22 protein-coding genes, 1 tRNA gene and 1 pseudogene are annotated in these 19516 nt (G+C 57.3%); 9 read left to right on the top strand and 15 right to left on the bottom strand.

Annotated features, from left to right (window positions below; translation table 11 throughout):
• The gene (locus COL8621_RS01245; RefSeq protein WP_235823680.1) at positions 1-999 is read right to left on the bottom strand and encodes an ABC transporter permease; all 999 of its coding nucleotides are present in this window, start codon (positions 997-999) and stop codon (positions 1-3) included.
• A gap of 14 nt (positions 1000-1013) precedes the next feature.
• On the bottom strand, positions 1014-2114 hold the full coding sequence (locus COL8621_RS01240) for an ABC transporter ATP-binding protein (protein ID WP_093965522.1): 1101 nt from the start codon (positions 2112-2114) through the stop codon (positions 1014-1016).
• A gap of 223 nt (positions 2115-2337) precedes the next feature.
• Here COL8621_RS01240 and COL8621_RS01235 point away from each other — a divergent pair, with 223 nt between their 5' ends.
• Together COL8621_RS01235 and COL8621_RS01230 are read left to right on the top strand one after the other, a co-directional pair.
• Positions 2338-3033, top strand: a complete 696-nt coding sequence (locus COL8621_RS01235) for a GntR family transcriptional regulator (RefSeq protein WP_093965520.1) — start codon at positions 2338-2340, stop codon at positions 3031-3033.
• Between the two features lie 203 nt (positions 3034-3236).
• Positions 3237-4574 (top strand): MATE family efflux transporter, encoded by a 1338-nt coding sequence (locus COL8621_RS01230; protein ID WP_093965517.1) that lies wholly within the window; start codon positions 3237-3239, stop codon positions 4572-4574.
• Between the two features lie 35 nt (positions 4575-4609).
• Here COL8621_RS01230 and COL8621_RS01225 read toward each other — a convergent pair whose 3' ends face one another.
• From COL8621_RS01225 to COL8621_RS01210, 4 genes are read right to left on the bottom strand one after another with little or no spacing between them, the layout of a single operon-like run.
• Positions 4610-5506, bottom strand: a complete 897-nt coding sequence (locus COL8621_RS01225) for an alpha/beta hydrolase family protein (protein ID WP_093965515.1) — start codon at positions 5504-5506, stop codon at positions 4610-4612.
• A 53-nt stretch (positions 5507-5559) separates the two neighbouring features.
• Complete coding sequence (locus COL8621_RS01220; protein WP_235823679.1) at positions 5560-6579, bottom strand: TRAP transporter substrate-binding protein; 1020 nt, start codon at positions 6577-6579, stop codon at positions 5560-5562.
• A gap of 14 nt (positions 6580-6593) precedes the next feature.
• Positions 6594-7904, bottom strand: coding sequence for a TRAP transporter large permease (locus COL8621_RS01215; protein WP_235823677.1), 1311 nt, complete (start codon positions 7902-7904; stop codon positions 6594-6596).
• Positions 7901-8413 (bottom strand): TRAP transporter small permease subunit, encoded by a 513-nt coding sequence (locus COL8621_RS01210; protein ID WP_176438411.1) that lies wholly within the window; start codon positions 8411-8413, stop codon positions 7901-7903. Before COL8621_RS01210 ends, COL8621_RS01215 begins: the two co-directional genes overlap by 4 nt.
• A gap of 81 nt (positions 8414-8494) precedes the next feature.
• Between COL8621_RS01210 and COL8621_RS01205 the strand changes: the two genes are divergently transcribed.
• Positions 8495-8947 carry a MarR family winged helix-turn-helix transcriptional regulator gene (locus tag COL8621_RS01205; protein ID WP_093965509.1) on the top strand — a complete coding sequence of 151 codons (453 nt, stop codon included), beginning with the start codon at positions 8495-8497 and terminating at the stop codon, positions 8945-8947.
• A gap of 52 nt (positions 8948-8999) precedes the next feature.
• On the opposite strand, the gene iolB is transcribed toward COL8621_RS01205, so the two are convergent.
• From iolB to COL8621_RS01180, 5 genes and pseudogenes are all read right to left on the bottom strand, one after another.
• Positions 9000-9794, bottom strand: a complete 795-nt coding sequence (iolB, locus tag COL8621_RS01200; RefSeq protein ID WP_093965507.1) for a 5-deoxy-glucuronate isomerase — start codon at positions 9792-9794, stop codon at positions 9000-9002.
• A 2-nt stretch (positions 9795-9796) separates the two neighbouring features.
• On the bottom strand, positions 9797-9997 hold the full coding sequence (locus tag COL8621_RS01195) for a hypothetical protein (RefSeq protein WP_093965505.1): 201 nt from the start codon (positions 9995-9997) through the stop codon (positions 9797-9799).
• 10 nt (positions 9998-10007) lie between these two features.
• Positions 10008-10229, bottom strand: a complete 222-nt coding sequence (locus COL8621_RS01190; RefSeq protein WP_235823675.1) for an IolE/MocC family protein — start codon at positions 10227-10229, stop codon at positions 10008-10010.
• Between the two features lie 83 nt (positions 10230-10312).
• Positions 10313-10582: pseudogene (locus COL8621_RS01185) on the bottom strand (cation efflux transmembrane domain-containing protein); the annotation flags it as partial.
• Positions 10582-11352: a transglutaminase-like domain-containing protein gene (locus tag COL8621_RS01180; RefSeq protein WP_093965503.1), complete on the bottom strand. Its 771-nt coding sequence runs from the start codon at positions 11350-11352 to the stop codon at positions 10582-10584. The pseudogene COL8621_RS01185 and the gene COL8621_RS01180, both read right to left, overlap by 1 nt.
• Before the next feature lie 68 nt (positions 11353-11420).
• Here COL8621_RS01180 and COL8621_RS01175 point away from each other — a divergent pair, with 68 nt between their 5' ends.
• On the top strand, positions 11421-11837 hold the full coding sequence (locus tag COL8621_RS01175; RefSeq protein WP_093965500.1) for a MerR family transcriptional regulator: 417 nt from the start codon (positions 11421-11423) through the stop codon (positions 11835-11837).
• A 184-nt stretch (positions 11838-12021) separates the two neighbouring features.
• Here the strand turns inward: COL8621_RS01175 and COL8621_RS01170 are convergent.
• From COL8621_RS01170 to COL8621_RS01155, 4 genes are all read right to left on the bottom strand, one after another.
• Positions 12022-12098: transfer RNA gene (locus COL8621_RS01170), tRNA-Arg, on the bottom strand.
• 114 nt (positions 12099-12212) lie between these two features.
• On the bottom strand, positions 12213-13619 hold the full coding sequence (locus COL8621_RS01165) for a sensor histidine kinase (protein WP_093965498.1): 1407 nt from the start codon (positions 13617-13619) through the stop codon (positions 12213-12215).
• Positions 13620-13638: 19 nt separating this feature from the next.
• Complete coding sequence (locus tag COL8621_RS01160) at positions 13639-15054, bottom strand: dihydrolipoyl dehydrogenase family protein (protein ID WP_093965495.1); 1416 nt, start codon at positions 15052-15054, stop codon at positions 13639-13641.
• 1 nt (position 15055) lies between these two features.
• Complete coding sequence (locus COL8621_RS01155; protein ID WP_093965494.1) at positions 15056-15787, bottom strand: TVP38/TMEM64 family protein; 732 nt, start codon at positions 15785-15787, stop codon at positions 15056-15058.
• Between the two features lie 304 nt (positions 15788-16091).
• Here COL8621_RS01155 and rpmH point away from each other — a divergent pair, with 304 nt between their 5' ends.
• From rpmH to COL8621_RS01130, 5 genes are all read left to right on the top strand, one after another.
• Positions 16092-16226: a 50S ribosomal protein L34 gene (rpmH, locus tag COL8621_RS01150; RefSeq protein WP_093965492.1), complete on the top strand. Its 135-nt coding sequence runs from the start codon at positions 16092-16094 to the stop codon at positions 16224-16226.
• Between the two features lie 24 nt (positions 16227-16250).
• Entirely contained in the window at positions 16251-16673 is a 423-nt protein-coding gene (gene rnpA / locus COL8621_RS01145) for a ribonuclease P protein component (RefSeq protein WP_093965490.1), read from the top strand.
• Complete coding sequence (gene yidD, locus COL8621_RS01140; RefSeq protein ID WP_093965489.1) at positions 16670-16930, top strand: membrane protein insertion efficiency factor YidD; 261 nt, start codon at positions 16670-16672, stop codon at positions 16928-16930. Before rnpA ends, yidD begins: the two co-directional genes overlap by 4 nt.
• A 77-nt stretch (positions 16931-17007) precedes the next feature.
• Positions 17008-17877, top strand: coding sequence for a tRNA 2-thiocytidine(32) synthetase TtcA (ttcA, locus tag COL8621_RS01135; RefSeq protein WP_093965488.1), 870 nt, complete (start codon positions 17008-17010; stop codon positions 17875-17877).
• A 79-nt stretch (positions 17878-17956) separates the two neighbouring features.
• Positions 17957-19492, top strand: a complete 1536-nt coding sequence (locus tag COL8621_RS01130) for a putative bifunctional diguanylate cyclase/phosphodiesterase (protein ID WP_093965486.1) — start codon at positions 17957-17959, stop codon at positions 19490-19492.
• The last annotated feature ends 24 nt before the right edge of the window (positions 19493-19516 follow it).

Here is a 19516-nt window from a genome sequence, read left to right as displayed (position 1 = left end):
TCACCACAGCGACGTTCTGGAATAGCGTTTTGAGATCGTGTTGGCGGTCATCACCAAGATGAAGGCCATCACCGCGTTGAAGAACCCGGCCGCCGCGGCAAGGTCGTACTGACCACCCTGAAGGCCATTGCGATAGATGTAGGTGTTGACCACATCCGCCGTTGAATAAGTCGCGGGCTGATAGAGCAGGATGATCATCTCGAAGCTCACTTCGAGCAGATTGCCGATGCGAATGATCAACATGATGATAATCGTCGGCAGGATGGATGGGATGGTGATTTTCCACATCATCTGCCAGCGGCTTGCCCCATCAACGACCGCACTTTCATAGAGAGAGGGGTTCACACCCGCGATCGCGGCAAGGAAGACGATGGAACTGAACCCAGCCTCTTGCCAGATTCCAGAGCCGATGAAGATCGGACGGAACCATTCGGGTTTGATAAGAAAATAGATCGGTTCAAGCCCGAACCATCCCAGCACCGTATTCACGATCCCCGCAGAGGGAGAGAATGCCGTGATGATGATGCCCGCGATAATGACCGACGAGATGAAGTGCGGCAGATAAACGATCGTCTGCGCGGTTTTCTTGTAGGTTTGGTTCAGGATCTCGTTGAACATCAACGCAAGGATGATCGGCGCGGGGAAACCCACCAAAAGGCTTAGCGCGCTCAGCTTGATCGTGTTCGACAGCGCCCGCTGGAACTGATCGCTTCCGAAAAGTGTCTGGAAGTGCTCCAGACCAACCCACGGACTGCCCTGAATACCCCGGAAAACGGAATAATCCTTGAACGCGATTTGCAGGCCATACATCGGCTTATAAAGAAACAGAATGAACCAGATGATCGTGGGTGCCAGAAGCACGTATAACTGCCATTCGCGTCTGAAATGCTCCCCCACCCAAACCGCGCGACGTTTCATCCGGTCGCGCAATGCCTCTCGCGCTTCGACTACCTGTTCCTCGGGCGAGGCTGTCATTATCGGGTCGTGCGGAACGGTCATAACGGCGCTCTCCCCTAAGCCACGCTTGGAAGGCCGTAGGCCCGCCCGGTGTCGCCATCGAAGACCTTGATCAGGTCATCCTGGAAATGCAGCGTGCGGACCGCGTGCAGATGGGAAACGTCGCCTTGGGTTTCGGCCTTTACCACAAACGGCATCTCGCCCACGTGCATATGCAAAAGCGCCTCTGAACCAAGCGTTTCTACAAGGTCAACATCCACTGGAACCGGCGTCGTGCCGTCTGCGGGGTGCAGCAACACATGCTCGGGCCGAATGCCGACGGTAACCTTGCGCCCGTTGGCCTGTTCAAGCTCTTTCAGCTTTGGCAGGCGAATGACCGTTTCGCCCAACCGTGCCGTGGGACCATCGCCATCACTTTCGACGATGGCCTCGAACTGGTTCATTGGCGGAGAGCCGATGAAGCCCGCGACAAAGGTGTTCACCGGGTTGTTGAACAAATCCATTGGCGTGCCGATCTGTTCGATGCGCCCATCGGACATGACGACGATACGGTCTGCCAAAGTCATCGCTTCGACCTGATCGTGGGTCACGTAAATGGACGTCGCGCCAAGACGATTGTGCAGGCGCTTGATCTCTGCGCGCATCTGGGTCCGCAGCTTGGCGTCGAGATTGGAAAGCGGTTCGTCAAAAAGGAAGACCTTGGGCCGACGCACGATGGCCCGCCCCATGGCGACGCGCTGGCGCTGGCCGCCAGACAGGTCGGCAGGACGGCGATCGAGATAAGGTGTCAGGCCAAGAATACCTGCCACTTCCTCGACAGACTTGGCGATGGCCTCCTTGCTTTCCTTCCGGATGCGCAAACCAAAGGCGATGTTGTCGGCCACGTTCAAGTGCGGATAAAGCGCGTAATTCTGGAACACCATTGCCACATCACGGTCTTTCGGCGCGACGCGATTCACGACCCGCCCATCGATAGTTGCCGCGCCGCCAGAAATTTCCTCTAGGCCCGCAATCATTCGCAATGTCGTGGATTTGCCGCAGCCCGATGGCCCAACAAGCACCACAAACTCGCCGGGCGAAACATCCAAGTCGACACCGTGAACCACCTGAAGAGCGCCATATTTCTTGACGATCCCGTCGAGACGGACTCCAGACATCAGGTTCCTCCTAAATTGCGGGCCAGTCGGAACGGCCCCTCCTCACACAGCGGGAAACTTGGCGCGATTCTCAGCGCCAGTCAATACTTGTATCCAAGTTTGTATCCAAGTAACCTAACCGAAAGCCCAACCAACAAGCCGACCCTCCCAGCGAGAGATCGCAGTGACGCTGGAGTTTTTTCGCACCCACGACTATAAGACGGAGACCGAACAAGGAGTTCGCATGAACGAGATCGCAAGCCCTCCGAAGCAAAAGCGGACCAGCGTCGGCGATATCGTCGACTATCTCTATCGTGAGATCACATCGCTGCGCCTGCTTCCGGGAACGCGCATCTCGGAGACCGATGTTGCAGAGCGTTTCGGCGTATCGCGGCAACCGGTGCGCGATGCTTTCCGCCGTTTGGAAACGATGGATCTGATCCTTGTCAGGCCGAAGAAAGCGACCGAAGTAAAGAAATTCTCAGCAAGAGCTATTGAGAAAAGCCGTTTCGTGCGCGCCGCAGTCGAAGCCTCAGCCCTGCGCGAAGCGTCAAAATACTGCGATAAAGCAGGAAGTTACCAACTTGATGCCTGCATCGCGATGCAACACAAGGCCTTGGCGGAAATGGACGCGCGCGGCTTTGCCAAGCTGGACTACGAATTTCACGAAGCGATCTGTGACATAGGCCGGGTGCCTTACGCGTTCGAAGTGATCCAGGTTGAAAAGGCCAAGGTTGATCGGCTGTGTATGCTTGGTCTGTCCAAAGAACAGCGCATGCCAGAGCTGATCGCCGACCACGAAGCCATCGCCAACGCTATTAAAGCGCATGATGGCGACGCAGCCGTCGCTGCGGGGATGCGCCATCTGTCGCGACTTGACGAAACCATTGCTGCGATCCGGATCAGCAGCGCCGCGTATTTCGACGAAAACGACGGCTGATCAGACAACCCTAAAATTGGCGCGCTGCCGGTGACCGCAACAACATTCCAATCACGCCAAACGTCAATCTTGTATCCAAGACAAAATACTAAGATAAGTGTGGGGCTGGGGTAGCTTTGCGTTCCTAGTGTCGCCCCTGATACCCGGCAGAAAGGAATTCAAATGATGCGCAAATCGGCGCGCCGCATCCTATTGCCGCCACTATGACCCCCGCCGCCCGCGATGCATCGCAACTGTTTTCACTAGCATGGCCCATGGGCCTGCGGATGCTGATGTTGTTCGGGATCGTGGTGATTGACGCATGGCTCGTGTCGAGCCTTGGCGAGGCCGCATTGGCCTCAATGGGGTTGGCAAGCGCCATCGGCGGCCTGCTGCTGGGCGCACAGATCGCATTTTCCAACGCAGCGCAGATTCTTGTGGCGCAGGCCTTCGGTTCAAAAGACGCCACCGCACTGCGCAGCACCTATCGCACCAGTATGGTCGTGAACCTTTTGGTCTGCGCGATCGGCCTGATAATTGCAGCCGTCTTCGCGGACGCCCTATTACGAAACTCTGGGCAAGACGCCGCCGTCCAAGCCGACGCGCGGCTTTACTTGATCATCTTCGCCGGGGTCGTGATCGCCGAAGCCGTTGGGCAAAGCTTGTCGGCCTTCTTCAATGGCTGCGGCCAAACTCGCGCGCCATTCTATAGCTATGTCATCTCACTTCCGGTGAATGTCGGGCTGTCCTATGCGCTGATCCATGGGGCTGGTGTGCTGCCCGCACTGGGGCTGGCGGGTGCCGCCGTTGGAAGTGTCGTCGGCGCGGCTGTGCGCGCGGCCTACCTTTTGGCCTGTATCCATGCTGACGATGCGGAATGGCGCACGGCACCCAAACGCCCACTGGGGGGGGCACTTCGCAAACATTTGGCCTTTGCCTTACCCGTGGCCGCGACATTCTTTAGCGCACAGGCTTCGAACAGTGTCTGCCTTTTGATCTACGCCGCCTATGATGTACATAACTTCGCCGCGCTGACACTGATCATGCCTTGGATACAGGTGGTCGGGACATTCGGCATGGCGTGGGCGCAAGCAACCGGCATCGCGGTGGCGCAGCATTTGGGCCAAGGCGGTGGGCGGGTTGATTTGGACCGGTTCTTAAAAATGGCATGGCGCGGCGCGATGATTACGGCATTCGTCGTTTCTGTTTTCTATTTCGTGCTGATCCTGCGGGCGGACTGGCTTTACCCCGGCCTCGAAGCACAGACCCGCGCCGCCCTTTCAACGTTTTGGCCGGTGCTGATTTTGCTGCCATGGCCAAAGAACTCTAACGCGATCTGTGGCAACACGCTCCGCGCGGCGGGGCGGACCGTGTATGTCATGCATATTTTCCTCTGGTCGCAATGGGCATTCAAAGTACCAGCAAGCGCGGTGCTGGTGATATGGTTTCAGGCACCCGTTTCTTGGGTTCTAGCGATCCTTCTGGCAGAGGAATTCGTCAAGTTCCTGCCGTTCCATCGGGGGTTGGTTTCAGGCCGCTGGCGAAAAGATTTGCCCGACTAACGAAACAACACTCGCCCAGACCTTAGAACGCCGGATCAGTCACCAATCAGCATTTCAAGGATCGTGTGGTTATTCTGGTCCATCATCATCATGTGGCTGTGGCCCGCTGGCAGCACGGCTTTGTCCACCAACGTGATGTTTGCCGCCTGCGCGGCCAATGATGCCCACCCTTCGGAACGTTGCTTCCAATGGCGTGCCGTATCCAAGAAATCCCCGGCAACGAGGGTGACGTTCATACCGCCCAACAACGTGATGTTTTGCGGAACGCCCGAAGGCTCCAACGCGATGATACTGGCGAACAGTTCGGGCATCTGGGCTTGTGCATCAAAAGTGACTTCGCCGCCTTGGCTATGGCAGATTACCGTCGCCGGGCCTGTCTTGCGCAGCACAGCCAACAGGGCCGCTGTGTGCAGTGACGTGGTGTTCAGCCAGCGTGGGGTAAAGCTGCGCACGAATGCATCGAAATGGGCAACGGGAAATTTTTGGCCCGCAAACGGGGTGCGGCTGGCGAAGCCGTCTTTGGGCCCAAAGCGGAACAACACCCAAGCCTCTTCCATGCTGCGCAAGATCGGGTCGCCACCCCAAAGGCCGGGCGCAAAACCGGCACGGCCCCGTTCGACATTGTCGATAACATGAACCTCGTAACCACGGGCCAGCAACAGATGCAGCCAGCCGGGGCGCCCATCGGGTGTGGTTTCCCAACACGCCCCCGACATTCCCCCACCATGGACAAGCACCACGGGTGGCTTAGTATTGCGGCTTTCTGGGATAAAATACTGAACGTAAGCGTGCTCCACCGCGAAGTGGCCGCGCGGATCAACCTCATAGCTTGCCGTTCGGGTGAATTGCACAGTTTGCGGAGTGCCCTTTGTCACCGCGTGGATGCGCCCCCCCGCCGTGTAGGATCCGAAGTCTTTTAAGCGATAGCTCATACATACGCCCCTGCATCGGCACGCCCCATGAATTGCGGGGCGTGCCCGTTCGCTTAGTTCAGATCAGACAGGGCCTGATACTCGTTATAATCCGCGGCATATGCGCGGTAGCTTTCGATCACGCGCTTGAACATTGGGTCACTTTCCGCGCTCTCTGCATACACTTCGTCAGTTGCCGCACGCAGGGCATCCAGAACACTGTCGGGAAAGCGTTGAACGTTCACGCCGTTGGCGCGGAATTCATCCAGCACGGCGCTTTGCGCGCCTGCCGCAACGCCCATGGCATAAAGGTTTGCATCAGAGCAGGACACTTCGATCGCGGTACGTTGTACGTCACTCAGCGCGTCCCACTTGTCTTTGTTCATATAGAACTCAATGAACCCAGCAGGCTGGTGCCAACCGGGGAAGTAGTAGTTTTTGGCCACTTTGTCGAAACCCAGAAGCTTATCGACAAGCGGGAAACTAAGTTCAGTGGCGTCCAGACGCCCCGTTTCAAGCGACGTCGAAATCTCTCCCACAGGAAGGCCCGTCGCGTTCGCACCAAGCTTGCCAAGGATTGTTCCGCCCAAGCCCCCGATCCGAATGTTGAGACCCTGCAAATCTTCGGGTGTGTTAATCTCTTTGGTGTACCAGCCGCCCGCTTCGGACAGGATCACACCACAGGCCATTGGAACCAAATTGTAGGGCTCGTAAATTTCCTGCCAAAGCTGAAGCCCCCCGCCGTGGTGCAGCCAGCTTACATAGGACAATGGATCGCCACCAAACGGGACCGAACCGAACAAAGCCGCGGCAGGCTCTTTGCCGGCAGAAAGACCCGCATAGGACCATGCTGCATCAATCGCCCCGACACTGACGTTGTCAAAAATCTCGGTCGGGGGCGACAGTTCGCCGGCCAGCAGATAGTCGAATTCAACTTCACCACCCGTTAGGACGGAAACCTTTTCCACAAAACGTTTTGCGGTTGGGTCAAGCACTGGCAGCCCGGGAAAGGCGCTTTGCATTGTAAAGCTGTCGGCCAATGCACCGGTTGCCGTAAAGGCCGCGACAGATGCGGCGATCAGTGTCTTTTTCATGAAGTTCCTCCCTTTCATGACGTGAACCCGGTGATCAGCCAGGGGAATAAGATCAGCAGCACCAGCACCCCAACTTGCAGCGCGATGAAGGGGGCAACGCCTTGGTAAATTTGCGGGGTGGTTAGCCGGTCACCGGCCGCGCCGCGCAGGTAGAACAACGAAAAGCCGAATGGCGGCGTCAGGAATGAAGTTTGCAGATTGACTGCCACAAGGACCCCGAACCAGATCAGCAAATCATGACCGGCAAGCCCGTTTCCAAAATCCAGACCTGCAACAATGGGGGCAAAGATTGGCATCAGGATCAGCGTGATTTCCAACCAATCGAGCACAAAGCCCAGCAAGAAGATTGCAGCCATAACGACGGCCAACACGGTGTAGGGACCAGAGCCAAAGGCCATGATCCCCGCTTCGACCAGATCATCGCCGCCAACGCCTTTGAAAACGGCCGAAAAGCAGGTTGCCCCGATCATGACAAACAGCACAACTGCCGTGGTCACGACCGTTTTCTTTGCCGCGTCCATTAGCATCTCTATGCTGAAACGACCGTAAAGAACGGTGATCGCCACCGCGCCAAACGCGCCTAGGCCGCTTGCCTCTGTCGGGGTCGCAATCCCCGCGATGATCGAACCCAGCACCGCGATAACCAGTGCCAGCAGCGGCCCCAGATCGAACAGCAGCCCCCATGGCGAGGCACGTTCCACCTTTGGCATCGCGGGCAAACCACGTGCGCGCCACGCGACGTATAGTGCGTAAATCACGACCAGTATCAGGCCGGGGCCCATTGCGCCCGCGAACATATCCGGGACAGGCGTCTGTAACTGGTCCCCTAGCACAATCAACATGACAGATGGCGGGATCAAAATGGCGAGCGTACCCGATGCCGCAACCAACCCGGCCGAGGTTGGTTTGTCATACCCCGCTTCCTCCAATCGGGGCAGCGCCAGAAGGGCCAGCAAAACAACAGACGCGCCAACAATCCCGGAAGACGCGGCCAGCAAAACACCGATCACCAAGACAGACACCCCCATGCCCGCCGCACTGCCTCCAAGGGCGCGTTGCGCGGCCCGTAAAGAGCGTTCGGCGACACCCGAAATCTCTAGGATTAGTCCCATCAGAATGAACATGGGGATTGCGACCAGCAGCCAGTTGGACAGCACATTGGCGTAAATCCGGCTGACCAGCAGATTGAAAAAAGCGGTCGGCAAGTCCGACACCAGTATGAACAAGGCCGCCGATCCGGCCAGCACCATACCCACACGGTAGCCCGCCAAAATACCGGCCAACGTCAGCGCCGCCATTGCAAGGGGAAGGACGCTCTCACTCATCGGGCAGCTCTGAACAGGCGGAAAGTCTCTATCGCGATGGCCCCTGCCAAGAACGCAAGCCCAAGCGGCAAGACCGCTTTGATCAGCCATAGATCGTTCAATCCGCCATGGCGGGATCCCTCATCCGATGTCCACGCACGCTGCGTGAAATCCCAAGACGCAGGAAGCGCAAGCGCCAGAAACGGAGCTGCAAAGATTAGGTTTCCAGCCAGATTTATCCGCGCACGTGTAACATCAGCGCGGCCTTGATAGATGAAATCGACCCGCACATGACTGTCTTGCAACCACACGATACCCGCGGGCAAAAGCCCCGCGATCACAAGCAAATGCCACTGCAAATCCAGAAGGGAATTCAACGTAATCGCCTGACCGACCACTGCCAAATCAGATGCGAAGCTGGCAATCGGGTTAACATCAAATGCGCTGCAGACCACCTGCACCACAATCGCCGACATCAACACCAGCAAAGCGAGCGCCAAGCCCGCGATTACGCGTTCCCCTAGTTTCATCGGCATTCTCCCAATATTGCTCCACATGGAACAATATATTTCCATCTGGAGCAATCTGTTTTTTGAAGGTACGCTTAACCCATGAAACTGATCGACATCCTTGATGCTACGCCTTTCCCAATCGGATATCGGATTGCGTTCCTGACGAATTTCTGGCGCGAACCGCAGTTGCGGCAGATGGAGCGGGACACTGGCCTGATCCGTCCAGAGTTGACCGTTCTAATGTGCCTAAGCTTTCGGCGCGATCTTTACGCGCGTGACATTTGTGAAGTCACGGAACAGCCGTCCAATACGGTCAGCCGCGCGGTATCATCGCTGGAAAACAAAGGGTGCCTTACGCGGCAAAAGGATACCGTCGACACCCGCCGACAGGTTCTTAACATCACGCCCAAGGGCCAAGACTTGCACGACAAAATCATGGCCAATTTCGCAGCATCAGAAGCCAAGATGTTGGGTGCATTGAACACGGAAGAGCGTGAGACCCTTACCGGTTTACTGGACAAAATAGCACGCAGCGTCGACGACTGGCGATAGTGTCACGAAGGCCGTTGCACTGGAACCTGACAGCAATCCGTAGGTTGCGCGTTTACATCAAATGCGCGACTTCAGGTGCCGCAACGAAACGCCATTTGCGCAGCGGGCCAGCCATGACGTTGAGGTAATACATCTCGAACCCATGAGGAGCACCGCAGGGGTGGTGGCCACGTGGCACGCAGACCACATCACCGTCGTAGACGGCCATCGTCTCGTTCAATTGCAAATCGTCGGTATAGACACGCTGAATACCAAAGCCATCGGCCGGGTTGAGCCGGTGATAATAGGTTTCTTCAAGGTAGGTCACACGCGGGAAATCATCTTCGTCATGGCGGTGGGAGGGGTAGGACGACCAGTGCCCTGCCGGGGTGAACACTTCGGTCACCAACAGGCTGTCGCAATAGTCCTCATTTTCCATCGCGATGTTGTTGATAAAGCGGGTATTGCTCCCCTCTCCGCGCTGCGTCAGTTCTATACCCTCAGGCCCGATCCGGCGTGCGTTGTGGCCGGATTTTCCCGGCGCTTTGCACACGGCAATCGTTGCATCCGTCGTGGCCTGTAACGACCATTGGCTGTCGTTCGGCACATACAGACAATGTGGCGGCGTCTTTTCGAACACGTTCATCCGCTGGCCCAACTCACCCCAGTCCTGACCGGCAGCCTCGATTTTGGCCTTGCCCTCGACCATCACAAGGATCACCTCATTTGCCCCGGTGGCCTCTGCCCAGCTTTCGCCGGGGCGCAGCTTGATCAGATCGAAACCGACATATCGCCAGCCCGCGCTTTCAGGTGTGATCTGATGCACCTTGCCGTGGGTGCCGAAGGGTCTTTTGAGAAGGTCGGGCATAGTTAATCCTCCGATGTATCGGACGCGTCCGGGTCGAATGTCACAAAGAACCGGTAGGCGGCGTATCCACCCACCGCAAGAAACAGGATCGCGAAACCAGGCGACCCCGTGACAAGTTCGACGATCCCCCAGCACAAGCAGATCACACAGATCAGAAGGCGCAGCCAGAACGGGCGGTAAAACGGATCATCGAAGTTGAACATGGGTTGTTCCTTAACCGGGGATAAGCCCGACCTCGCGGGCAATGCGCTTTAGCGTATGCAGGCCCAACGTCTGATACAACAGCGGGTTACGTAGATCGGGGTCCTGTTCGGCCTCGATCACGATCCAGCCGTCATAGCTGTTGTCGGCAAGGATTTGCAGAAGCGGCGCAAAATCCACCCCGCCCTCCTGATCCCCCGGCACCGTAAAGACCGATCCACGCACCCCATCCATGAAGGACCAGCCCTCACTTTCGATCAGGGCATGCACAGCGGGGCGGACGTTTTTGGCGTGGAAGTGGCGCACGCGGCCCACGTCATCATTAGCAGGCTTATCCCCTTAAACAGCGCGGCGTTTGTGCGCGCGCGAAGCGAGGCTCCGATGACCGCCAGCGAAATGCCATAGGTCAGCGCATCACCCGCAAAATCCAGCGCGTCCGCCTGCAACGCCTGTGACTTCGCCATATGGCCTGCCGTCATCTCGACGAAAAACATCGTCGCATTCAGCGCAATGACGATCCAAAGCCGCCGTTTGTAGTCATCTGAAACGCCGTCAAACTTGGCATCATGTCCGCAGCAGCCAGCCATCAAACGACCTCATTGATTTGCGAAACGGATACGGGAGGAACAAGGTTGCTTTCCCCGCCCGGAATAGTAGGGACGCGCCCCGTGCGGATTTGGGCAACCCGCCGGTTCATCCAATGCCGAATGAACAACCGATAGGCCAATCCGCGCAGGCCTAAGAGTTGCCGATGCTGGGCATAGAACGCATCCGGGTTATCAAAGGTGCCGAAGTCATGGTTGATACCTGTCTTTTGGATATAGGTGCTTTTACCGGCCCAAGCGACATTTGGCTTTTGCAAGCAATCCGTTCCCGCCCCATATGCGCAAAGCGAAGTGCGTTCTGGGAACTTGGCTTGAAGCGCGCTCAACACCTCTTGATCCAAGATGAACCCTTCAAGGTCGAGCCATTTGCCATCGTGATGCACCTCAACCCAAGAGTGGATGATGTTACGAGGTGCGAGCGGGTAGACCAGTTCGGGGACGACGCCCCGTTGCAGGCCCTTGTCGATGGTAAAGCCGTGAAACCGGCAAGGAATGTCCAAGGCCCGCAACAGCGCCATGAGCAGGGTGCCCTTGGTATTGCATTGGCCGTATCCGTCGGCCAGCACCTTCGACGCAGGCAACGCATCGTCGGTGTTGTAGCCAAAGAGTATTTCGTTGCGCACGAATTCATAGGCTGCGCCGATGCGTTCCATACTGGGCAGGCCCGCCCAACCGCGTTGTTCAACAAGCGCCCGAATCCCCGCCGACTGGTAGTCAAGGAGAGGCGTAGCGGATAAATAATCGTGGGACATTTTGAGCTCTTCTTTCTGCGTCCCAACTGATATACGATCTCTAGTGGCTAGAGGTTCAAGAGGTTTTTATGTTTTCCATCGGCGAGCTTTCAAAGCGTACAAAGGTCAAAGTCCCGACGATCCGCTACTATGAGGAAATGGGGCTGTTGCCCGAGGCTGAACGAACAGCCGGAAACCAGCGACGATACGACACTGCAGGTCTGGAGCGTTTGAGCTTCATTCGACATGCCCGTGACTTGGGATTTTCCATCGAAGCCATATCATCGCTGATCGAATTGCAGGATCACCCTGATCGTTCGTGCGAGGCGGCAACCGACATCGCGGCATCGCAACTGGCCGACGTACGCGCAAAGATAAAGCGGCTGAAGACCCTCGAAAAAGAGCTTAGCCGGATATCGAAGGGCTGCGATGGCGATGGAATGTCTGAGGATTGCTACGTGTTAGCGTCCTTGGCTGACCATGGGCTATGTGATCAGGAACACTAACAATCACTTTGCGGACGTTCGCTCGACGGCATCGAACGAAGGGTCTGCCCCGCGCACCCTTTATTGCCCTCTTAGAATTGCTGCGCAAACGGCCAATGCCCGCATCGATGGGTCATCCGGCAGCAATGCAAGCCTTGGCTCAATGGCCGAAGACAGACACATAACAACCGGGAAAAGAGGGTAATGGCGCGCTGGGGAGGATTCGAACCCCCGACCCCTTGATTCGTAGTCAAGTACTCTATCCAACTGAGCTACCAGCGCGTGGAGGTGTGATTTAACGGTGACCTTGGGGGTTTGCAAGTAGGAAAGCGACAAGTTTTTTCGGAATTTTCACACGGGCGAAATTTGTAAGGAAATCCCTTTGCAAACGCGGCGCTACTGAGCGGCCTCTTCAAAGTCGTCCACTTCCTTGGGCAGGGTGATTTTAAAGACTGTCCCCTCTTCCCCCGTCGCCAACAGCTCTAGTCGCCCGCCGTGGCCGCGGATCAGTTCAGCCGAAATCGCCAAGCCAAGGCCGGTGCCGCCCTTGCGTGTGCCGCCTTGAAATGGCTGGAACAGATGTTCGCGTGCCTTGGGCGGAAGGCCCGGCCCGGTGTCGCTGATCTGGATCGTCCAGTTTTGGGCGTCCTCGTCGGCGTGAATACAGATTTCACCCGTCTTGCCACTGGCGACGATCGCCTGACGCGCATTACGGATCAGATTTGAAATGACCCTGAACAGCTGCTCACTATCTGCGCGCAAAACCATTCCGGCGGGCACATCTTCGCTGAAGCTGATGTCGTGATCCACGGTGGCCAGTCGTTCGCTGTCGACCACTTCGTTGATGATGACGGCCAAGGCAACGCGGTTCAGCATGGGCGCGGGTTCTTCGGCCTTACCAAAGGCCAACGTGTTTTCACACAGGTTCACTGCCCGCGAGATAGAGCCAACGATCTTTGGCGCGGCGCGTTTAACGGTGGGGTCTTCGCTGCCCTCCATCCGGTCGGCGAACAGTTGGGCCGTGGTTAGGATATTGCGCAGGTCGTGGCTGATCTTTGCCACGGCACCGCCAAGCTGGGCCAAACGCTCTTTCTGGCGCAGGGCGGTGGTAAGCTGAGTTTCCATTGTTTGCAGGGCGATCTCTGCCTCGCGCAGTTCTGCCACGCTGGAGCTGGGGACGATAATCCGGCGGGCGTCTTCAGGGGCGAAGGCATAGCTTTGCATTGCATCCACCACCCGCCTAATTGGCGTCACCAGAATGCGGCGCACGGCAAGGAACAGCATCAGCGCAGTGATAACAGAGATAACCGCAGACAACGCCAGAATCCGCAGGCCATAATCAATCATCGCCATCCGCAGGGGCGCAGTGGCCATTGTGACTTCGATCAATGACCCGGCTTCCTTTACCGGATCCCCCATGACCCGGATAATCCGGTCTTCGGTATCGATCAGCCGCGCGGCGGCATCGCGCATCAATTGCCATGGCGTCGCGTCGCGCAGGTCAAAGCTTTTTTGGATCGGGCCGGGCACTGGCGAAGATAGAACAAGCTGGCGCGACTGGTCCCGTCGCAGCACGACGTTGAACACACCCGCATTTTGCAGCAGCTCGGCCTCCAGCTCTTCATCAAGCATGTCTTCAGCGGCCAAAAGCGCCAGAGAGGCGATTTGCGCACGTTCAAGCCGCGACAAAAGAAAGTCTTCGCGAAAGCGTGCGATGGACGGCACAAAAATCAGCACTTCGGCCAGCATGACAAAAGCAATCGTCAGCATCAAAAACCGGCCGGAGAGAGAATTAAGAGCCATACGCCCCCCTAAAGGCGGATCAGGGTAATACCTTTTGGACGATACGAACCGCCCGTTTCACCCAAGGGTTATCAAAAAGCTTCGGAGAGAAATAGGCACCCGCGGCACGCTTGTTAACCTCCCCCAGGGTCGGATAGGGCGCAATCATGTTGGCAATCGCGCTCATCTTCAGCCCATTTGCGATGGCCAGCGCCCAAATGCCAATCAATTCCCCGGCTTCCGCCCCCACGATAGAGGCACCAACCGGCTTCCCTTTCACGATCATCACCTTAATAAGGCCCACCGTTTTACCGGTCGCAATCGCGCGGTCATTCCCGCTGTAATCAAAGCGCACGACGGTCAGCTTATCACCGTGCTTTTCGCGGGCTTGTGCTTCGGTCAGCCCAACTTGAGCCAATTCGGGGTCAGTATAAGTGACCCAAGGAACGTGATCGGTCCGCGCCTTCGCAGGCAGCGCCAACAGGATGGAGCGTATGACGACGCCCGCATGATACCCCGCAACATGGGTGAACTGCAGCCCGCCCGCCACATCCCCGATCGCATAGATGCGCCGGTTCGTGGAACGCATGTCTGCGCCAACGCTTACCCCAGCCCGCGTGGTTTCAACGCCAGCCGCGCTTAGTTTCAGACGGTCGATATTAGGTTTGCGGCCAACCGCCATCAAAAGATGGGTGCCGGTGAAAACCGTACCATCCGCTGTTTCCACAGTGATCGCGCCCTCGGCCCCCGAAATTTTCGCCGCTTGCTGACCTTCAACGACCTCAACACCTTCTGCACGGATGTTTTCCAGAATGACGGCAGCCAATTCCGGGTCATCGTTGCCCAGCGCCTTGGCACCTTCGATAACTGTGACCTTGCAGCCTAGGCGCCGATGCGCCTGCGCCATCTCCATGCCGATTGGCCCACCACCGATAATGATCAGGTGTTCAGGCTTTTCACGCAGATCAAAGATGGTTTCATTCGTGTGGTGCGGAACACCTTCGATCCCCGGAATGGGTGGCACGAAAGGGGACGATCCCGTGGCAATCACAAACCGGCGTGCTTCGATCACCGTATCGCCTGCGCGAAGCTCGGTTTCGGAAATGAACTCTCCGTATTCGCGGATAACGTTCACGCCCAAGCCTTCGAACCGCTCTTCGCTGTCATGGGGCGCAATGGTCGCAATGACCTTCGCAACGTGATCCTTGGCGGCGGCATAATCCACCGTCGGCTCCACACCGGTCACGCCGAAACCCGCATCACGCATGGCTTGGGCCTTTTTCCCGGCGGCCAACAGCGCCTTGGACGGCACGCAACCATAGTTCAGGCAATCGCCGCCCATCTTGTGCCCTTCGACAAGAACGGTCGTCGCACCCATCTGCACGGCACCCGCAGCAAGCGACAACCCAGCGGAACCCGCACCAATGATGCAGAGGTCTGTCTTGATCCGGTTCATCTTAGATATCCTTTTTGCGGCGGATTGCCTTTATTACGATCGGCAAGGCGGCCAGCGCACACAGCCCAAGGATCGGCCCAAGGATCTGTGGCTCAAATATAATGCCAAGGTTGGGCGTTTCGCCGCGGGCGAATACCTCTCCCAGCCCGGCGCCGACCCATGTGTAGACGACACCGCCCGGAATAATCCCGAAGAATGTGGTGAACACAAAACGCGACAGCGAAACACCAACAAGCGCAGGAATAATATTTGCCACAACGAAAGGCACCGCAGGGACAAGGCGAATAAGGAAAAGAACCGAAAGCTCATTCTCGCGAATCGCGTCCTTTAGATGTCCGGCCATGCCACCGCTGGCATCCATCTTGGCGGCCAGTTTCGCGCCCATACCCCAGCGCGCAGCCAGAAAAATTGCCGTAGCCCCGATTGTTGCCCCGGTGATGTTCAGCAAGGCCCCTGGAAACAGCCCGAACAAGAAACCACCCGTCAATGTCGCGATCGTGGCACCGGGCAACGAAAAGGCGACGATAAGGATGTAAACCGCCATGAAGCCCAGCGCCGTTAACAGGTAATGCGCGTCCCGAAACGCAATAAGCGCTTCGCGATGCTCGGCCAGCGCATCAAAAGACAAATAATCCCGCAATGTGAACGCCCCAACAATCGCGACCAATAGAATCGCAATTAGGGGCACATGGCGCAAAGCGCCCGTTTCCGGTGTTTCTGTCGCGTCGCTCATTGGGGGTTTTTCCATTCCGCTCTTGTCCTCAGGTCTTGCCCTAACATGCGGTGCTTCGGCGGCGGGCGACAGGGTATTCACAACGGGTTGATCTAGGGTGATCCAATGTTGCAGAACTAGGGCCAAATTCGCGTCTTCTGTAACATCGCCCCGGTTGTTCGGCGCACTTATGGCCGATTTGTTGCAGAAAACCCGCTAACTGCGAATTGACTTACCCGTTGGTTACCCCTAAAGGACGGGCTTCGAACATTAACGGCCCTCGAATCCATGCGGGGTTTGGGCCTGACCACACGGAGCCACAGCGATGAAACGCACTTTCCAACCGAGCAACCTTGTTCGCAAGCGCCGTCACGGCTTCCGCGCGCGTATGGCCACCAAGGCCGGCCGCAAGATCCTTAACGCACGTCGTGCGAAGGGCCGGAAGTCGCTCTGCGCATAAGCCCTGCCGTAAGGCATTAGGCACATGATACCGCCGGAGGTAAACGTGGCAGGCAAACAGCCGAACGCTGCGGACACCCCACCGGCGGTTTTCGCATGTCTGCATACCCTGACCAAGCGGGCGGATTTTCTGCGCGCAGCGCGGGCCCAGCGGCAAGCGACCAAGGGCTTTGTCCTTCAGGCCCGCAAACGCGGCGCTGATGAGGATCAGCCAAGCGCGATCCGTATCGGATACACGTGTTCCAAAAAGGTGGGCAATGCCGTCGCGCGCAACCGCGCCAAACGCCGCCTGCGTGCGATTGCACATGATATATTGCGTCAGGATGGCGTTCCGGGGTGGGATTATGTGCTTATCGGTCGCGCTGGCTCCACCGCGACGCGCCCCTATATTGAACTTCAGAATGACCTGCGCCGCGCCCTGAAGCAAATCCACGGGAATCAGACTTGAGCCCCCTCGCCTTCCTTCTTTCCCTACCCGTACGCGCCTATCGGGCTGTGTTTTCCGCTTGGGTTGGGCACAATTGCCGCTATCAGCCGACATGTTCGGCTTATGCGCTGGAAGCGTTGGAAAAACACGGTGGCATAAAAGGCGGCTGGCTGGCGGCCCGGCGCATCTTGCGATGCCATCCTTTCGGCTCCACAGGCTATGATCCAGTGCCAGACCCCAAATCCCGATCCGCGTCGCAGCCACCATCGCCTGATTGATCCCTGACAGGCAGGTACGTAAAATACACAATCACTTGCGGGCGCAGCCCGCGCATTTTGGTCAGAGCCGTTCAGACATGCTTGACGATACAGACGAAATTCACCCGCTGTTCCACGGCGCGCCCTCGACGACCGAGTTCAAAAAGCTTCGCAAGCGCATCGTGCGCTACACGCGTGAAGCGATCGAACAATACGGCATGATCGAACGCGGCGCGCGTTGGCTTGTCTGCCTTTCGGGCGGTAAAGACAGCTATACCCTGCTTGCGGTTTTGTACGAATTGAAATGGCGCGGGCTTTTGCCGGTTGACCTGCTGGCCTGCAACCTTGACCAAGGGCAGCCCAATTTCCCGGCCACCGTGCTTCCGGCATTTTTGGAAAAGATGCAGGTCCCGCACCGGATCGAATATCAAGACACCTATTCGATTGTGAAGGATAAGGTCCCCCAAGGGCGGACCTATTGTGCGCTGTGTTCACGCCTGCGCCGTGGCAACCTGTACCGTATCGCCCGCGAAGAAGGCTGCAGCGCGGTCGTGCTGGGCCACCACCGCGATGACATCCTTGAAACGTTTTTCATGAACCTGTTCCACGGCGGGCGGCTTGCCACCATGCCCCCGAAACTGGTGAATGAAGAGGGCGACTTGTTCGTCTATCGCCCCCTCGCCCACGTGGCCGAAGCCGATTGTGAAAAATTCGCGCGTTCCATGAACTACCCGATCATTCCCTGCGACCTGTGCGGCAGTCAGGATGGGCTTCAACGCCAACAGGTCAAACAGATCCTTGATGGTTGGGAGGCAAACAGCCCCGGTCGCCGTCAGGTTATGTTCCGGTCCCTGATGAACGCGCGGCCATCGCACTTGCTTGACCCAAAGCTGTTCGATTTTGCGGGCCTGATACGGGAAAATGTAGAAACTGTTGAAAATACGTCTGAAATTCCGAAGCTACGTTAACATTTCGCTGACCTTAACTTCTTAGCGTCCTTCTGAACCGGTGGCCTCCTGCCTCGGAACAGACAAGGACGCTTTTCTAATGAACCGCGCCATCGGCCCAACTCTGCTTCGCTTGCGCCCGTCATTCATGTCATCGGTGGGCATTGCGATATTACCGGGCACCTTGCTTGCCGCGTTCTGGCACCTTGGTGAAACAGCGCTTGTCACCGCTGCGATCATTACACCGGTTTTGTGCGCAGCCTATGGCGCGATCACACGCTTTTCCGACGACACGTCTGGCAGCACTGATGCCCAAACCGGTTTGTGCCTGCGCCCCGCAATCGTCACCGCCCTGACCGACGCGCAAGCCGAATACGCCAAAACGGGCAAGCAAACCGCATCTTTGGCCATTTCCATCGAAGGCTTGGATGACCTTGAAGGCGAATTTGGCACGCAAGCCGCGAACAAGGCGTTGGAACGTGTCGCGGAACGTTTGGGGGTCGCGCTGCGCAACGGCGATGTTGTGGGGCGGCTTGGGCACGCATCACTTGCCATCGCGCTGGCACCGATGCACCGCGCGGATCTTGAAACGCTACTGCAAATATCCGGGCGGCTTCAGGATGCTGTGAAAGAGCCGATCAGCATTGACGCGACCTCTGTTTATCTAAGCTGTTCTATCGGTTTCTGCATTTCAGGGCGCGGATCAACCGTGGATGGCGAAGCGATCTTGGCTTCCGCGGAGACCGCGTTACACGAAGCCCAGCAAACTGGCCCCGGCACGATCCGGTCATTTTCGCCGGACATGAAGGCTCATGTCGCGGTAGACAGCGATCTTTCAGGTGAAATTTCGCACGCGTTGGAAACCGGACAGATCGTTTCATGGTTTCAACCCCAGCTGTGCACCGACACTGGAAAAGTGTCCGGTTTTGAGGCTCTGGCACGCTGGCGTCATCCGCAACGGGGCCTGATTCCACCGGATCAGTTTCTGGGAACGATTGAACAATGCGGCCTGTCAGAGCGTCTGACTGAAGAAATCTTGTTCAACGCTTTTTCCGCCCTGCGAAGCTGGGACCGTGCGGGGCTGACTGTTCCCTCGGTCGGAGTGAACTTTTCCAGTGCGGAACTGCGCAACCCCAAACTGGTCGACAAGATAGAGTGGGAGTTGGACAGGTTCGACCTGACGCCAGACCGCCTGACCATCGAAGTCTTGGAAACCGTCGTCGCAGGGGCATCTGACGGGATGGTGTCGCGCAACATCGCCGCACTTTCGGCGTTGGGCTGCGGCGTTGATCTGGATGATTTCGGCACCGGTCAGGCGTCTTTCGCTTCGATCCGCCGGTTTGATATCGCACGACTGAAGATTGATCGCTCTTTCGTGGCGCGGCTGGATCAGGATCGCGCGCAACAAGACATGGTGGCCGCAATTCTGACGATGGCCGAACGGCTGAACCTAGCCACCATCGCCGAAGGCGTCGAAACCGTCGGAGAGCATGCAATGCTTTCGCAACTGGGCTGTGGCCATGTTCAAGGGTTCGGCATCGCACGCCCGATGCCATTCGAAGATACGATCGCCTGGATCCAAAAACACGGCGAAAAGCTGGCTCAAACGGCAAGTCTGGGCCGCCATACCGGGTAACCTTGGCCTGTGGGGGGAAAAGCG

It is taken from the genome of Actibacterium lipolyticum (assembly GCF_900184935.1).
GTDB classification, from domain to species: Bacteria; Pseudomonadota; Alphaproteobacteria; order Rhodobacterales; family Rhodobacteraceae; genus Actibacterium_A; species Actibacterium_A lipolyticum.
This window is presented reverse-complemented; position numbering and strand designations above follow the sequence as displayed.

Coding starts and splice junctions, on each gene's coding strand:
- COL8621_RS01235 (WP_093965520.1), top strand. CDS start 2,338: ATGAACGAGATCGCAAGCCCTCCGAAGCAAAAGCGGACCAGCGTCGGC.
- COL8621_RS01180 (WP_093965503.1), bottom strand. CDS start 11,352: ATGTCCCACGATTATTTATCCGCTACGCCTCTCCTTGACTACCAGTCG.
- COL8621_RS01210 (WP_176438411.1), bottom strand. CDS start 8,413: ATGAAACTAGGGGAACGCGTAATCGCGGGCTTGGCGCTCGCTTTGCTG.
- ttcA (WP_093965488.1), top strand. CDS start 17,008: ATGCTTGACGATACAGACGAAATTCACCCGCTGTTCCACGGCGCGCCC.
- rnpA (WP_093965490.1), top strand. CDS start 16,251: ATGATACCGCCGGAGGTAAACGTGGCAGGCAAACAGCCGAACGCTGCG.
- COL8621_RS01245 (WP_235823680.1), bottom strand. CDS start 999: ATGACCGTTCCGCACGACCCGATAATGACAGCCTCGCCCGAGGAACAG.
- COL8621_RS01155 (WP_093965494.1), bottom strand. CDS start 15,787: ATGAGCGACGCGACAGAAACACCGGAAACGGGCGCTTTGCGCCATGTG.
- COL8621_RS01205 (WP_093965509.1), top strand. CDS start 8,495: ATGAAACTGATCGACATCCTTGATGCTACGCCTTTCCCAATCGGATAT.
- COL8621_RS01130 (WP_093965486.1), top strand. CDS start 17,957: ATGAACCGCGCCATCGGCCCAACTCTGCTTCGCTTGCGCCCGTCATTC.
- COL8621_RS01225 (WP_093965515.1), bottom strand. CDS start 5,506: ATGAGCTATCGCTTAAAAGACTTCGGATCCTACACGGCGGGGGGGCGC.
- COL8621_RS01165 (WP_093965498.1), bottom strand. CDS start 13,619: ATGGCTCTTAATTCTCTCTCCGGCCGGTTTTTGATGCTGACGATTGCT.
- rpmH (WP_093965492.1), top strand. CDS start 16,092: ATGAAACGCACTTTCCAACCGAGCAACCTTGTTCGCAAGCGCCGTCAC.
- COL8621_RS01215 (WP_235823677.1), bottom strand. CDS start 7,904: ATGAGTGAGAGCGTCCTTCCCCTTGCAATGGCGGCGCTGACGTTGGCC.
- COL8621_RS01175 (WP_093965500.1), top strand. CDS start 11,421: ATGTTTTCCATCGGCGAGCTTTCAAAGCGTACAAAGGTCAAAGTCCCG.
- COL8621_RS01190 (WP_235823675.1), bottom strand. CDS start 10,229: ATGGATGGGGTGCGTGGATCGGTCTTTACGGTGCCGGGGGATCAGGAG.
- COL8621_RS01160 (WP_093965495.1), bottom strand. CDS start 15,054: ATGAACCGGATCAAGACAGACCTCTGCATCATTGGTGCGGGTTCCGCT.
- iolB (WP_093965507.1), bottom strand. CDS start 9,794: ATGCCCGACCTTCTCAAAAGACCCTTCGGCACCCACGGCAAGGTGCAT.
- COL8621_RS01195 (WP_093965505.1), bottom strand. CDS start 9,997: ATGTTCAACTTCGATGATCCGTTTTACCGCCCGTTCTGGCTGCGCCTT.
- COL8621_RS01230 (WP_093965517.1), top strand. CDS start 3,237: ATGACCCCCGCCGCCCGCGATGCATCGCAACTGTTTTCACTAGCATGG.
- COL8621_RS01240 (WP_093965522.1), bottom strand. CDS start 2,114: ATGTCTGGAGTCCGTCTCGACGGGATCGTCAAGAAATATGGCGCTCTT.
- COL8621_RS01220 (WP_235823679.1), bottom strand. CDS start 6,579: ATGAAAAAGACACTGATCGCCGCATCTGTCGCGGCCTTTACGGCAACC.